Source organism: Sphingobium sp. LMC3-1-1.1 (genome assembly GCF_040676285.1).
Lineage (GTDB): Bacteria > Pseudomonadota > Alphaproteobacteria > Sphingomonadales > Sphingomonadaceae > Sphingobium.
In genome coordinates this window covers 508,622-522,571 of record NZ_JBEGHQ010000001.1, presented here as the reverse complement: position 1 = coordinate 522,571, position 13,950 = coordinate 508,622, and the positions used below count along the sequence as shown (strand labels likewise).

At 65.2% G+C, this 13,950-nt stretch carries 14 protein-coding genes, 1 other RNA gene and 1 pseudogene; 6 read left to right on the top strand and 10 right to left on the bottom strand.

Annotated elements, in window-relative coordinates; all coding sequences use genetic code 11:
• Positions 1 to 39: 39 nt before the first annotated feature.
• The 8 genes from lon to MRBLMC3_RS02550 form a co-directional block, all read right to left on the bottom strand.
• Complete coding sequence (gene lon / locus MRBLMC3_RS02585) at positions 40 to 2,436, bottom strand: endopeptidase La (protein ID WP_363825611.1); 2,397 nt, start codon at positions 2,434 to 2,436, stop codon at positions 40 to 42.
• Between the two features lie 130 nt (positions 2,437 to 2,566).
• Positions 2,567 to 2,890, bottom strand: coding sequence for a YbaB/EbfC family nucleoid-associated protein (locus MRBLMC3_RS02580; protein ID WP_363734949.1), 324 nt, complete (start codon positions 2,888 to 2,890; stop codon positions 2,567 to 2,569).
• Complete coding sequence (locus MRBLMC3_RS02575; protein WP_363825608.1) at positions 2,887 to 4,497, bottom strand: DNA polymerase III subunit gamma/tau; 1,611 nt, start codon at positions 4,495 to 4,497, stop codon at positions 2,887 to 2,889. The genes MRBLMC3_RS02580 and MRBLMC3_RS02575 overlap by 4 nt, the downstream gene beginning before the upstream one ends.
• Before the next feature lie 105 nt (positions 4,498 to 4,602).
• An RNA gene (gene ffs, locus MRBLMC3_RS02570) (signal recognition particle sRNA small type) lies at positions 4,603 to 4,700 on the bottom strand.
• A 132-nt stretch (positions 4,701 to 4,832) separates the two neighbouring features.
• Positions 4,833 to 5,750, bottom strand: coding sequence for an SGM family class A beta-lactamase (blaSGM, locus tag MRBLMC3_RS02565; protein WP_363826617.1), 918 nt, complete (start codon positions 5,748 to 5,750; stop codon positions 4,833 to 4,835).
• A 14-nt stretch (positions 5,751 to 5,764) separates the two neighbouring features.
• Complete coding sequence (locus MRBLMC3_RS02560) at positions 5,765 to 6,100, bottom strand: 2Fe-2S iron-sulfur cluster-binding protein (RefSeq protein ID WP_133654664.1); 336 nt, start codon at positions 6,098 to 6,100, stop codon at positions 5,765 to 5,767.
• Positions 6,101 to 6,168: 68 nt separating this feature from the next.
• A complete protein-coding gene (locus MRBLMC3_RS02555) occupies positions 6,169 to 7,257 on the bottom strand; it encodes a cysteine desulfurase family protein (RefSeq protein ID WP_363825606.1) in 1,089 nt (362 codons plus the stop codon).
• Entirely contained in the window at positions 7,254 to 8,297 is a 1,044-nt protein-coding gene (locus MRBLMC3_RS02550; protein WP_363825603.1) for a cysteine desulfurase family protein, read from the bottom strand. Before MRBLMC3_RS02550 ends, MRBLMC3_RS02555 begins: the two co-directional genes overlap by 4 nt.
• A 147-nt stretch (positions 8,298 to 8,444) precedes the next feature.
• Between MRBLMC3_RS02550 and MRBLMC3_RS02545 the strand changes: the two genes are divergently transcribed.
• Both MRBLMC3_RS02545 and MRBLMC3_RS02540 read left to right on the top strand, forming a co-directional pair.
• On the top strand, positions 8,445 to 9,101 hold the full coding sequence (locus MRBLMC3_RS02545; protein WP_133654661.1) for an alpha/beta hydrolase: 657 nt from the start codon (positions 8,445 to 8,447) through the stop codon (positions 9,099 to 9,101).
• 183 nt (positions 9,102 to 9,284) lie between these two features.
• Entirely contained in the window at positions 9,285 to 10,370 is a 1,086-nt protein-coding gene (locus MRBLMC3_RS02540) for an HPP family protein (protein WP_363734955.1), read from the top strand.
• On the opposite strand, the gene MRBLMC3_RS02535 is transcribed toward MRBLMC3_RS02540, so the two are convergent.
• Positions 10,367 to 10,561, bottom strand: a complete 195-nt coding sequence (locus MRBLMC3_RS02535; RefSeq protein WP_363754156.1) for a hypothetical protein — start codon at positions 10,559 to 10,561, stop codon at positions 10,367 to 10,369. The two genes, MRBLMC3_RS02540 and MRBLMC3_RS02535, sit on opposite strands and share 4 nt — an antisense overlap.
• A gap of 102 nt (positions 10,562 to 10,663) precedes the next feature.
• Here MRBLMC3_RS02535 and rpiB point away from each other — a divergent pair, with 102 nt between their 5' ends.
• The 4 genes and pseudogenes from rpiB to MRBLMC3_RS02515 form a co-directional block, all read left to right on the top strand.
• A complete protein-coding gene (rpiB, locus tag MRBLMC3_RS02530) occupies positions 10,664 to 11,101 on the top strand; it encodes a ribose 5-phosphate isomerase B (protein ID WP_363734958.1) in 438 nt (145 codons plus the stop codon).
• 12 nt (positions 11,102 to 11,113) lie between these two features.
• Complete coding sequence (gene glyA, locus MRBLMC3_RS02525; protein ID WP_363825601.1) at positions 11,114 to 12,433, top strand: serine hydroxymethyltransferase; 1,320 nt, start codon at positions 11,114 to 11,116, stop codon at positions 12,431 to 12,433.
• Between the two features lie 6 nt (positions 12,434 to 12,439).
• Positions 12,440 to 12,901, top strand: a complete 462-nt coding sequence (gene nrdR, locus MRBLMC3_RS02520; protein WP_133654656.1) for a transcriptional regulator NrdR — start codon at positions 12,440 to 12,442, stop codon at positions 12,899 to 12,901.
• Positions 12,902 to 12,917: 16 nt separating this feature from the next.
• A pseudogene (locus tag MRBLMC3_RS02515) lies at positions 12,918 to 13,631 on the top strand (RNA methyltransferase); the annotation flags it as partial.
• A gap of 14 nt (positions 13,632 to 13,645) precedes the next feature.
• On the opposite strand, the gene MRBLMC3_RS02510 reads toward MRBLMC3_RS02515, so the two are convergent.
• Positions 13,646 to 13,942, bottom strand: a complete 297-nt coding sequence (locus MRBLMC3_RS02510) for a chorismate mutase (protein ID WP_363825598.1) — start codon at positions 13,940 to 13,942, stop codon at positions 13,646 to 13,648.
• Positions 13,943 to 13,950: the final 8 nt, after the last annotated feature.

Here is a 13,950-nt window from a genome sequence, read left to right as displayed (position 1 = left end):
CCGCCGATCAGCCCGCCCAGGCCGCTTTCCTGATCCATATCAATGCCGAATGGAGGCTTCCCCATCCCGCCCCTGCGCCGGACTCGGCTGGGCGGCGAGATCATCCTCCTCGGTCCAGGCGATCGCCTCCGGCTTGCTCATCAGGGCGCGGGCCAGCACCTCGTCCACATGGGATACGGGGACGATCTCCAGCCCTTCCTTGATATTGGCGGGAATCTCCGCGAGATCCTTCTCGTTCTCCGCCGGGATGAGCACCGTCTTGATGCCGCCGCGCAACGCCGCCAGGAGCTTTTCCTTGAGGCCGCCAATGGGCAGTACCCGGCCACGCAGGGTCACTTCGCCGGTCATCGCCACATCCTTGTGCACCGGAATGCCCGTCAGCGTCGACACGATGGTCGTCACCATGCCGATGCCGGCCGATGGGCCATCCTTGGGCACCGCCCCTTCGGGAAGGTGGATGTGGATGTCCTTGCGCGTGAAGATGCTGGGCTTGATCCCATAACCGGGCGAACGCGCCTTCACATAGGAGAAGGCGGCCTGAACCGACTCGTTCATGACCTCGCCCAGCTTGCCTGTGGTCTTGATCGCGCCCTTGCCCGGCACGGTCACGGCTTCGATGGTCAGCAGTTCGCCGCCCACCTCCGTCCAGGCGAGGCCGGTCACGGCGCCGATCTGATGCTCTTCCTCGCCCACGCCGTGGCGGAACTTCCGCACGCCGGCATAATCAGCGAGATTCTCCGGCGTGATCGTCACCTTGTCATAGACGCCTTCAAGGATCTTGCGCAGTGCCTTGCGGGCGAGACGCGCCACTTCCCGTTCCAGGGTGCGGACGCCGGCTTCGCGCGTGTAATAGCGGATGAGGTCGCGCACCGCCTCTTCACTGACGTCCAGCTCGCCTTCCTTGAGGCCGTGGGCGTCGATCTGCTTGGGCAGCAGGTGCCGCTGCGCGATCTCTACCTTCTCATCCTCGGTATAGCCCTCGAGGCGGATGATCTCCATGCGATCGAGCAAAGGTTGCGGCAAATTCAAGGAGTTGGCCGTCGTCACGAACATCACGTCCGAAAGATCGACGTCGATTTCCAGATAATGATCCTGGAACTTGCTGTTCTGCTCGGGGTCGAGCACCTCCAGCAGTGCGGAAGCCGGATCGCCGCGGAAATCCTGTCCCAGCTTGTCGATCTCGTCCAGCAGGAAGAGCGGGTTCATCGTCCCGGCCTTCTTGAGGTTGGTCACGATCTTGCCCGGCAGCGAGCCGATATAGGTGCGGCGGTGACCCCGGATTTCCGCCTCGTCACGTACGCCGCCCAGCGACTGGCGCACGAATTCGCGGCCAGTGGCCTTGGCGATGCTGCGGCCGAGCGAGGTCTTGCCGACACCCGGAGGGCCAACGAGGCAGAGGATCGGGCCTTTCAGCTTGTTCGTGCGCGCCTGCACGGCGAGATATTCGATGATCCGGTCCTTGACCTTCTCCAGCGCGAAATGATCCTCGTCCAGGATCGCCTGCGCCTTTTTGAGGTCGGTCTTGACCTTCCCCTTCTTGCCCCACGGCAGGCCCAGCAGCACGTCGAGATAATTGCGCACGACCGTCGCTTCGGCTGACATGGGCTGCATGCCCTTCAGCTTCTTGAGCTCCGCCGTCGCCTTGTTCCGGGCTTCCTTGCTGAGCTTAGCCTTGGCGATCTTCTCGGTCAGTTCGGCGAGTTCGTCACCCTCCTCGCCATCGCCATTGCCCAGTTCGCGCTGGATCGCCTTCAGCTGTTCGTTGAGATAATATTCGCGCTGGGTCTTCTCCATCTGCCGCTTCACGCGGCCGCGGATTTTCTTCTCGACCTGAAGCACGCCCAGTTCGCCCTCCATGAAGGCGAAGACCATTTCGAGGCGCTTGACCGGATCCGCCTCGACCAGCAGCGACTGCTTGTCGGCGACCTTGACGTTGATGTTGGCGGCAACGGCGTCGGCCAGACGACCCGCATCCTCGATCTCACGAAGTTGCACGGGCGTTTCCGCCGGCAGCTTCTTGTTGAGCTTGGCATAGTTTTCGAACTGTTCGGCGACCGACCGCATCAGCGCGGCGGCTTCCGGACCTTCGGCGGCGATTTCTTCAACCGCGGTCACGTCGGCGATCAAATGGCCACCGGCCTGCGCCATGCCGTCCAGGCGGGCACGCTGCTTGCCCTCCACCAGCACGCGGACCGTACCGTCGGGCAGCTTCAGCAATTGCAGCACCACGGCGATGACGCCGGTGTCGTAGAGCGAATCCTGCCCCGGATCATCCTCCGCCGGGTCGAGCTGGGACACGAGGAAGATTTCCTTGTCGCCTTCCATCGCGGATTCGAGCGCGGCCACGCTCTTGTCGCGGCCCACGAACAGCGGCACGATCATCTGCGGGAAGACGACGATGTCACGCAGGGGAAGCAGGGGATATTGCGTAGTCATTCACTCTCCGGGGTGAGAATCCACCCAGTCATGCGGTTCATCGCCTTTATGGGGACGATCACCGCATGGTTCAATCACGCGTTATGGGATCGCAATCATGAATAAAGGCTGATCCCCGGCATCGCTGCGATCAGAAAGGCAGTTTGAAGCCGGGCGGCAGAGGCAGGCCGGCGGTCATCTTGCCCATTTCGGCGCTGGAGACTTCGTCCGCCTTCTTGCGCGCATCGTTGAACGCGGCGGTGATGAGATCTTCCAACATCTGCTTTTCCGATACGGCAAGCAGGCTGTCGTCGATGGCGACGCCCAATATGCGCCCCTTGGCCGAAGCGCGGACCTTCACCAGCCCGCCGCCGGCGCTGCCCTCGACTTCCAGCTTGTCGAGATTTTCCTGGGCGCGTTGCAGTTCCTCCTGCACGCGGTTCGCCATGCCCAATATTTCGTTCAGATCCTTCATCGCTCTGCGCTCCATTGTTCGAGCTCATTGCCAAGCTCGGCATCGGGGAAAGCGGCGAGCGCCGCCTTGACCACCGGGGTTTCCATGATTTCTGCGCGGGCGTCCGCCGCCTTGCGCATGTCCTGTTCCTGCAGCGTCGGCGCGGCGGGACCGTCGACCGCGCTGACGCGCCAGGCCGTGCCGGTCACCTCGCGCAGCGCCGGGTTCAGGCGGGCGAGGAAGTCGGACGGCAGGGAGGGCGTCGGGACGTAATCCAGTTCCGGCGCGGCATAACGGACAAGGCCGATGCAATCGTGCAGTTCCTGCGCCAATTGCCCCTTGCCCCGTTGCCAGAAGGCCTCGATCAGATCCTCAAAACTGCCTGGCAGCTTCGCGGCGGGCGAGCCGACAGGGCCGACAACCGGCGCCTGACCCGGATCAGCAGCAGCGGACGCGCCAGTGCGGAGCAGGCGTGCGATCTCTCCCGGATCGGGCATGGTTGCGGCATGCATCACCCGCAGCAGCGCCATTTCACAGCTTTCGATCGGCAGGGTGGCGCTGGCGACCTCGTCATGGCCCTTCAGCAGCAACTGCCAGAGGCGGTGAAGCTGCGCGAAGCCGAGTTGCGACGCCCAATCGGCCAAAGCCTCGCGCTCCTCCGCCGACTGGCCCGGACTGGCGATGTCGCGGCCAGCCTTCACCAGCGTAACCGCATGAACCAGTTCCAGCAGGCCGCGCATCAGCGAAAGCGGCTCGACCCCCAGCGCATATTGGTCACGCACCGCGCCCAGCAGCGCGCCGGTGTCCCCCTCCAGCAGCAGGCCCAGGAGACGGCGCGTGGCCCCCCGGTCCGAAAGACCCAGCATGTCGCGGACCTGCAGGGCTGTGACGAGCGGGGCGCCGTCACCCATTTCGGCATGGGCGATGGCCTGATCCAGGATCGACAGGCCATCCCGCGCGGAACCCTCGGCAGCCTGGGCGATCAGCGCCAGCGCATCGGGTTCGGCGGCGACCGATTCCGCCTCCACCACATGGGCGAAATGGGCGGCCAGCAGTTCGGCGGGGATTCGGCGCAGGTCGAAACGCTGGCATCGCGACAGCACCGTCACCGGCACCTTGTTCACCTCCGTCGTGGCGAAGAGGAATTTCACATGCGCCGGCGGCTCCTCCAGCGTCTTCAGAAGCGCGTTGAAGGCGTTCTTCGAGAGCATATGGACTTCGTCGATGATGTAGATCTTGTAGCGGGCCGAGACCGCGGCGTAGCGCACGGCCTCTATGATCTCCCGCACATCGTCGACGCCGGTATGGCTGGCGGCGTCCATTTCGACCACGTCGATATGGCGACCTTCCGCAATCGCCCTGCATGGCTCACAGACGCCGCAGGGATCGATGGTGGGGCCGCCCTGCCCGTCGGGGCCGATGCAGTTCAGCGCCTTGGCAATCAGGCGCGCGGTCGAGGTTTTCCCCACGCCGCGCACGCCGGTCATCAGGAAGGCGTGGGCCAGGCGTCCACGCCGGATCGCGTTGCCGAGCGTTTGCACCATCGCGTCCTGCCCGATCAGTTCCCGGAAATTGCGCGGGCGGTATTTGCGCGCGAGCACGCGATAGGGCTGGGGGGAATCGGACATTTCGACGTTCTAACCGTTCGCGCCGGGCTTGTCGAAGCGCTGTCCTGACTTCGTGGAAAGAAAAGAACAGGGCTTTGACAAGCCCGGGCCGAACGGAATTTGGATGGAGGTGGGAGCCGGAACGACCCGCAGCGAAATCACTGTGGCTGCTTCCGTCAGGACCTGACCAGGTTCGCGACGACTACGCCCGCCCGACTCCCGGCGCGGCATATGGCGAAAGGTGGAAGGGATGGCAAGGGGTGGCGCAATCGTTGCAGCTTCCAAATGAGACATGTTCCTGCCTTTGCAGGAGCAGGATGGTTCCTGAAACGATGGTCGCGCGCCTTCTCGCCGGCTTATTCCAATCCCGTCTTCTGCGCCTTCCCCACAAAATCAAGCGCGGCGCGCGCCGTTTCGGCGATGGCGGCTTCGGCGGCCTTCGCATCCACCGTCGGGTGATCGAGATAGATGGCGAGGATATATTCTTCGCCCGACGGCGCCTTCACCAGCGCCACGTCATTATAGGCGGTGCCGCAGCTTCCGGTCTTGCTGCCCGAGGTCCAGCCCTTGGGCAGGCCTGCCTTGATCCGATTGGCCCCGGTTGTGCTGGCATCGAGCCAGCCGCGCAGCTTTTCGGCACTGGCCGGCGCGAGGTCGCGAAAGATCAGGCGGCCCATCAGGCCGGCCATGGCGGCCGGACTGGTCGTATCGCGCTCGTCGCCCTCGACATTCTGATTGAGCGACGGCTCGTTACGATCGAGCCGGGTCACCATGTCGCCATGGGCGCGGATGAAACGGGTCAGGCCTTCCGGCCCGCCGACCATGGGCAGCAACAGGTTGGCCGCGCTGTTGTCACTGACCTCGACCGCTGCCGCCGCCAGTTCCTCCATCGACATGCGGCCGCGCTTGAGGTTCGCCTTCACGACAGGGGCATAATCCAGAAGATCGGCCTTGCTGAAGCTGATCTGTCCCTCCAGCCCGAACTTGCCGCCTTCCGCGCCGGTCAGCACGGCAGCGGCGAGCGGTGCCTTGAAGGTCGAACACATGGCGAAGCGCTCGTGCGGGTTGAAGCCCAGCATCAACGCGCCCTTGCTGTCCACCAGCGCCACGCCCAGCCGGCCGCCGGTCGCGCTCTCAATCTCCTTGGGATTGCGGACAGACGCCAGCGCGGATTCGCTTATTATATAGCGAGGGGCGGGCGGCAGGAGCGATGGTCGCGGGGTTTCCTGCTGCGCGGACGCCGGCGCGGCGAGCAGCAGAACCGCAGGGATCAAGCGTTTTGGCAAGCTCACATTCCCTGCATATTGTAGGATTCGCCCGGAATGCGGACCGTCAGGCTGTCGAGCTTTTCGTCCAGTACGATCTGGCAGGACAGCCGGCTGGTGCGGGTAGCGGCGGCGGCAAGGTCCAGCATGTCTTCCTCATCCTCGCTCGCCCGCTTGAGCTTCGGAAAATCTGCGGCGTCGACGATGACATGGCATGTCGAGCAGGCCATCTGCCCCTCGCAAGTGCCTTCGAGCGGCTGGCCTGCGGCCTGCGCGACCTCCAGCAGCACGGCGCCCGTCGGCGCTTCGACCTCCTGCTTATGCTCTCCATCGGCGCTGACGAAGACGACCCTGGTCATGATATGCGTTCCCCGCTTTATGGTGTCACATGGGGCGCAAACGGTTTTCCGCTTTTCCGCACCATGCCTCAAGGCGCCCATATTTGGGCTGCCCTGTTCATTGTTTCCGCAGCATCCTCCAATTCGGTCAGCGTCGTGTACCGGCCAAAGCCGATCCGCACCGATCCGCGCGCCTCCGCATCTGAAAGGCCGAGTGCGCGCAGAACATGGCTAGGCCGCCCGGACCCACTTGCGCAAGCGCTGCCGAGCGAAAAAGCGACATCACGGCATTCCGACAACAGCCGCGCACCGTCGACTCCTGAACGACGGAGGTTCAGATTGCCATGATAGCGCAAATTTTCGCTGCCGTTGAGCGTCCATTGGGAGAAGAGATCGCGAGCAGCGGTCCAGAGCGATTCCACATGAAGGCGGTCGCTTTCCGCCCGTTCACGCATCAGCCGCGCAGCGACGCCGAAGCCGGCGCACAGGGCCGGCGAAAGGGTACCCGAACGCAGGCCACCCTCCTGCCCGCCGCCGTGGATGATGGGCGCCAGGGCCACGTCGTCGCGCAGCCAGAGCGCACCGACGCCCTTGGGCCCATGGATCTTGTGGGCGCTGATCGCGATCATGTCGCATCGGGATGGGACAGGCACCCGGCCATAGCCCTGAACGGCGTCGCAGAGAAACAGCGCGCCAGCCGTGCGCGCAAGGTCCGCGAGTTCGGCGACAGGCTGGATAACGCCGATCTCGTTGTTGACCAGCATGGCCGCGACGAGCGCCGTGCCGGGCCGGATCGCCCTGGCTGCCTCTTCAAGGTCGACGATGCCGTCATGGCGAACCGGCAGGATCGTGACGTCCCGCCCGGTCCTGCGCAGCGCGTCGACCGTGTCGAGGACAGCGGCATGTTCGGTCGCGATGGTGACGATGCCGCCCGCCGGTGCGCCCTGAATGCCCAGGTTTAGCGCTTCCGTCGCGCCGGAGGTGAAGATCAGGCGCCCGCCCTCCGGCAGCAGCCTCAGGATTTCCGCGCGGGCCAGCTCCACCTGCGCGGTGGCCGCCCGGCCCAGCCGGTGGGGGCTGTGCGGATTGGCGAACTGGCCGCGGAGCAGCGGAACCATCGCGTCGAAAGCTTCGGGCGCGAGAGGCGTCGTCGCCTGATAATCGAGATAGATCGTCATCGCGCCCGCGCCGCCATCGATGTCCAGGCCGCGGCGAAGCGATCCACCTCCGCCTCGCCGGTATCCGGGCCGAAGCTGACGCGGACGACTTCGCCCGCCTGCGCATCGTCCCATCCCATGGCGTGGAGGACATGGCTGGTCTTGAGCGAGCCCGAAGAACAGGCGCTGCCCGCCGAAACGGAAATGCCCGCAAGGTCGAACTGGATGAGTTGGGCGCGAGCGGACAGGCCGGGCATGCGGTAGCTGGCGATGGCAGGGATGCGCGGGGCGTCGCGAGCGACGATCTCGCCGCCGGATGCCTCGATGGCGGCGTCCAGCCTGGCGCGAAGGGTCGCCGCTTTGGGCAGCCAGTCCTCGCGCGCCTCCAGCGCCGCCGCCATGGCGAGGATGGCGGGCAGGTTTTCGGTGCCGGGGCGATAGCCCTGTTCCTGGCCGCCGCTGGGATGGATCAGGGCAAGATCCTTGATCAGCAGCGCGCCTATGCCCGGAGGGCCGCCGAATTTATGCGCGCTGATCGCGATCATGTCGGCATCGGGGAGGGGAAGCTTGCCCGCGCTCTGGGCGCAGTCCGCGAAGAGGAGCGCGCCTTCACGGTCGAGCGCGTCGAGAGGCTGGATGACGCCGGTCTCATTGTTGACGTGCTGGATGGCGAGGATGATCTTGCGCCCTTCATCCCCGTGCCGGCGGGAAAGACGAAGAAGCCCATTCGCGTCCACCTGCAACCGTTCGGCATGCGGGGTGACGCGCAGGACCGAATCATGCTCCACCGGCGAGTTCAGGACTCGGTCCGCCTTGACGCGGCCGAGCGCGATGGCGATCGCTTCGCTCGCGCCGGAGGTGAAGATGATGTGCCCGCCCCATCCCAGCGCGGCTCCGATGCGCCGCCGCGCATCCTCCAGCGCGGCACGGGCGGCGCGGCCATCGCCATGCGGGCTGGATGGATTGGACCAGTTCGCCAGCGCCTCGACCATCACTGCCCTCGCCTGGGGCAGGATCGGCGTGGTGGCGGCATGATCCAGATAGAGACGGTTGGAAGCCACGGATCTGGGAAGACTCATTGATTGCGGAAATGGTGGCGACTTCTATATAGGCGGTCTGTCGCGCAGCGCCAGCGCTGGCTGCTGCGCCCCCTCCATTCGCGGCCCGCCCTGTTTTGGGTCGGGCTGCCCAGAACCATAACAGGTGCCATGCCCGACGTTATTTTCCCCGGACCCGAAGGCCGTCTCGAAGGCCGCTTCAGCCCCCCGCCCCGCCCCCGCGCGCCGGTCGCGATGATCCTTCATCCGCATCCCCAGGGCGGCGGCACGATGAACGACCGCATCACCCAGGCGCTCTACAAGACCTTTGTGCGGCGCGGCTTCGCGACGTTGCGCTTCAACTTCCGGGGCGTGGGACGCAGCCAGGGCACGTTCGACAACGGCATTGGCGAATTGTCGGATGCCGCCGCCGCGCTCGACTGGGTGCAGAGCTTCCATCCGGAGGCCCAGACCACCTGGATCGCCGGATTTTCCTTCGGCGCGTGGATCGGCATGCAACTGTTGATGCGCCGTCCGGAAATTCGGGGCTTCATCTCGGTCGCGCCGCCGGCCAACATGTATGACTTCTCCTTCCTGGCGCCCTGCCCCTCCTCCGGCATCATCGTGCAGGGGACGGCGGACGAGGTCGTGACGGCAAGCGCGGTGCAGAAGCTGGTCGACAAGCTGCGCACGCAGAAGGGCATCACCATCCATCATGACGAAATCCGTGGCGCAAACCACTTTTTCGAGCATGAGCTGGAGCAGCTCATGAAGTCGGTCGACAACTATCTCGACATGCGCCTGTCGCCCGATTCGCCCATTCGGTGAGCCCGGCCCGATGCTGAAGTTTCAGGGGCTGCTCCGGCGGCCCCTTTTCTTTTCGCGCCTTGGGTCAGGCCCTGCAACGGTCCCGCACGCGAGAGGGAAGCTGGCGCTGAGAAGTTGGGGTTGAGGTGGCAGAGGAATTTTGCGCTTGGCCTGATGGTCTGTGCGATCTAGCCGCCAAGCGCGATGAGTGAGCAGAAGAATGAATCCCGGCTGATCTGGAGCCGTTATTACAGCGCCTTCGTTCCCGCTCCGGCGGGGCCGGGTTTTCTGGATCGGTTGAAGGCGGCGAGCGGCGCCATTGGCGGCATCGCCATTACCGGCCTGCTGTGCGGGCTGATGCTGGGTAACGGGATCGCCCACCCGCTGCTGGTTGCGCCCATGGGCGCCTCGGCCGTGCTGCTCTTTGCCGTGCCGGCCAGTCCGCTGGCCCAGCCATGGTCGGTCTTTGGCGGCAATGTGGTGTCGGCCCTGGCCGGGATCACCGTGGCGAAACTGATACCCGATCCCACCATCGCCGCCGCATTGGCCGTGGGTTGCGCAATTGGTGCGATGTCGCTCTTCCGGTGCCTTCATCCTCCGGGTGGAGCGGTAGCACTGTCGACGGTGCTGGGCGCCACCCACGGGGCGCCCGGCTATATGTTCGCTTTTGTGCCAGTAGCGGTGAACACCGCGTTGCTGGTGACGGTGGCGATCATCTTCCATCGGATAGCCGGACATAATTATCCGCATATCGTGCCGAAGGCGTCCAGCGCCCATGGCACCAGCGATCCTGTGCCGGTCCTGCGCACGCCGTCGGAACAGGACGTCGAGGAGGCGTTGCACGCCTATGGCGAGACATTGGACGTGGATGCGGCCGATTTGCAGATGGTTCTGCATGACGCGGAAATGCGCGCCGCCGAACGGGCGCATGGCCGGCTGACATGCGGAGAGATCATGTCGCGGGACGTCATCTCCGTCCAAGAAGACCGGCCGGTGGCCGAGGCGCGGGAACTGCTCCACCTGAGGCAGCTATTGTCCTTGCCGGTGCTGGACAGATCCGGGCGCGTGCAGGGCGTGGTCGGACCCCTGGACCTGGCGCGCCAGGGGGAGCGGGTGCGCGACATCGCCTCTGCGCCCTACGTGGTGCATGCCGATACGCCGGTGGCGGCGCTGCTGCGGCCCCTGACCGGCGGAGCGCGGCGCGAGGCGATTGTGGTGGACGACGACCGGATGCTGTGCGGCCTGATTACCCAGACTGATTTGCTGACCGCGGTGGCACTTCGCGCCTAGCGACCATGTCCCGGCAGCGACAGGTCCGGCCCCGGAATGGCGGAAATGGCGACATTGGCGAACATCACCAGCCCGGCCAGGATCATCAGCGTGCCACGCTTGCGGTCGCCCCGCTTCGCGATGGCGTATATGCCGCCGCCGGTCAGCGCCATGCCCGCGAGCATCAATATCGATAAAATCGTGCCAGCCATGAAGCAGGCCATAGGTGGGCGGGTGGACTGTGGCAATATCGCGGATCAGCCCCTATGAGGCGCGGGAACGAATCACCTTTTGCGTGACAGGACGAATTTGCCGTGAAAATCGCTATCGCCTCCGACCATGCCGCCGTCGATCTGAAGGCGGAACTTGCCGATTGGCTGCGCGCTGAAGGGCATGAGGTCGACGATCTGGGTCCGGCGACTGCGGACCGGGTGGATTATCCCGACTTTGGTTACAAGCTCGCGACGGCGGTGGCTTCGGGTGCTGCCGAACGCGGCATCGCGCTGTGCGGATCGGGCATCGGCATTTCCATTGCCGTGAATCGCAACCCCGCCTGTCGCTGCGCGCTGGTGTCGGAGCCGCTGTCGGCCGCGCTCAGCCGCGAGCATAATGACGCCAACGTCCTGGCCATGGGCGCGCGCCTGACCGGCGTGGACATGGCCAAGGCCTGCGTCTCCGCCTTTCTTTCCACCGATTTCGGCGGTGGCCGCCATGCCGGCCGTGTCGAGAAACTCTCCCAGCCCGCGCTTTAAGGAGCCTGCCCTATGAGCACCGCCGCCCTCACCCAGCCCGCCCTGTCGGACATTCGTTCCGAAGGCTATTTCACGCGCAACCTTGCCGAAGCCGATCCGGCGGTCTTCGCGGGCGTCACCAGGGAACTGAAGCGCGAGCAGAACCAGATCGAGCTGATCGCTTCGGAAAATATCGTGTCCAGGGCGGTGCTGGAGGCGCAGGGCAGCGTCTTCACCAACAAATATGCCGAAGGCTATCCGGGCAAGCGCTATTATCAGGGCTGCGCGCCTTCCGATGAAGTCGAGCAGCTGGCCATCGACCGGGCGAAGGAAATCTTCAATTGCGGCTTCGTCAATGTGCAGCCCCATTCGGGCGCTCAGGCGAACGGCGCGGTGATGCTGGCGCTGACGAAGCCGGGCGACACCATCATGGGCCTGTCGCTGGATGCCGGCGGGCACCTGACCCATGGCGCCAAGCCCGCGCTGTCGGGCAAATGGTACAATGCCGTGCAATATGGCGTGCGCGAGGATACTCACCTCATCGACTATGACGCGCTGGAGGCGCAGGCGATCGAGGCCAAGCCGACGCTGATCATCGCGGGCGGTTCGGCCTATCCCCGCCACCTCGACTTCGCCCGCTTCCGCGCGATCGCGGACAAGGTCGGCGCACTGCTGATGGTGGATATGGCCCATTTTGCAGGCTTGGTGGCCGGCGGTGCGCATCCGACGCCCTTCGGCCACGCCCATGTCGTGACCACCACCACGCACAAGACGCTGCGTGGCCCGCGTGGCGGCATGATCCTGACCGATGACGAGGCCATTGCGAAGAAGATCAATTCGGCGGTGTTCCCCGGCCTTCAGGGCGGGCCGCTGATGCATGTGATCGCGGCGAAGGCGGTCGCCTTCGGCGAAGCGCTGCGGCCTGAATTCAGGACCTACGCCCAGGCGATCGTCACCAATGCGAAGGCGCTGGCCTCAAAGCTGGAGCAGCGCGGCCTGGCGGTCGTTTCCGGCGGCACCGACACGCACCTCGCCCTGATCGACCTGCGCCCCTATGGCATTTCGGGCAAGGATGCGGACGAGGCGCTGGAGCGCAGCTTCATCACCTGCAACAAGAATGGTGTGCCGGGCGACCCGCTGCCGCCGACCAAGACCAGCGGTATACGGGTCGGTTCCCCTGCGGGAACGACGCGCGGGTTCGGCGTTGCGGAGTTCGAGGCGATTGGCGACATGATCGCGGATGTTCTGGAAGGGCTGCGCGATCATGGCGAGCATGGCGATGCCGCCGTGGAAGCCATTGTCCGCGAGCGCGTTTCCGCCCTCTGCGCCCGCTTCCCGATCTACGAAGGGTAAGCGCCCTTGCGTTGCCCCTTCTGCGCCCATGACGACAGCCAGGTGAAGGACAGCCGCCCGACGGAGGATGGCGCCGCCATCCGCCGCCGGCGTCAGTGCGAGGCCTGCGGTGCGCGCTTCACCACCTTCGAGCGGATTCAGCTTCGCGATATCTGGGTGGTGAAGAGCGAGGGGCGCAAGGAAGCCTTCGACCGCGACAAGCTGGCGCGCTCCATCGGCATCGCCTCCCGAAAACGGCCGATCGATCCAAGCCGGCTGGAGAAGCTGATTTCCGGCATCCAGCGGCAACTGGAGACTTCGGGCGACGGCGAGGTTCCTGCACGCGCCATCGGGGAGATGGTGATGGAAGGGCTGAAACGCCTCGACAGCGTCGCCTATATCCGCTTCGCCAGCGTGTACAAGGACTTCACCGATGCGCGGGATTTCGAGGATTTCGCCTCCACGGTGAAGGAGGTGGGGAGTGATTGAGGCTCTGGCCGACTCTCCCCCTCCCCCTGTCATCGTGCTCGTTCGCCCGCAGCTTGGCGAGAATATCGGCAAGGCGGCGCGGGCCATGCTGAATTTCGGGCTGACCGAAATGCGGCTGGTGTCGCCTCGCGACGGTTGGCCCAATCCCGATGCCGGGCCGTCTGCGGCAGGCGCCGATGCGGTGTTGGACCAGGCGGAGGTGTTCGAGACGCTGGCCGACGCCGTGGCCGATTGCGCGCATGTCTATGCGACGACCGTGCGCAAGCGGGGCGTGACCAAGCCTGTTGTGACGCCCGAAGAGGCGGCACGGGAAATCCACGGCGCCGCGGGACGATCCGCTTTCGTCTTTGGGCCTGAGCGATCGGGGCTGGAGACCGAGGATGTGGCGCTGGCGCGGAAGATATTGACGGTGCCGATCAATCCGGAATTCGGATCGCTCAACCTGGCGCAGGCGGTGATCCTGTGCGCCTATGAGTGGTCGAAACAGGCTTTGCTGGAGCAGCCGACCGTGGTCGATCTGGGCGAGCCGGCGCCGCAGGCGGAGCTGGAGGGGATGATCGCGCAGTTCGAGACGCTGCTGGAAGGGGCCGGCTATTTCTTCCCGCCGGACCGGGCGCCTGCGACCAAGCGAACCCTGCGGAACCTGCTGACCAAGCCCGGCTGGAACCATCTTGAGGTTCGGACCTTGCGCGGCGTCCTGTCCGCACTGGGCCATCCCCGCGCGCGCTGAACTACGTTGCGATTCTAGCTCCTGAGCCGATCGAACTCGTTCATTTCATAAGCGATCGACGCTTCGACCAACGTTTCCCACAGCGCCCCGACCACATCGGCGGGGATGCCGAGACGCTCTGCTTCGGCCTGTGCATTGGCTATGACCTCCGCCTTGCGCGCTTCGTCACGGACGGCGCCGCGATCCGGCTTGATGCGGGCAGCGGCGCGCATATGAGCGAAACGGCGGGCAAGCAGGGCGACAAGCTGGCGGTCGAGTTCATCCACGCCCGCGCGGACTTCGGCCATGGTCGTGTAGCTTTCGGGGTTCATGGCCCGCT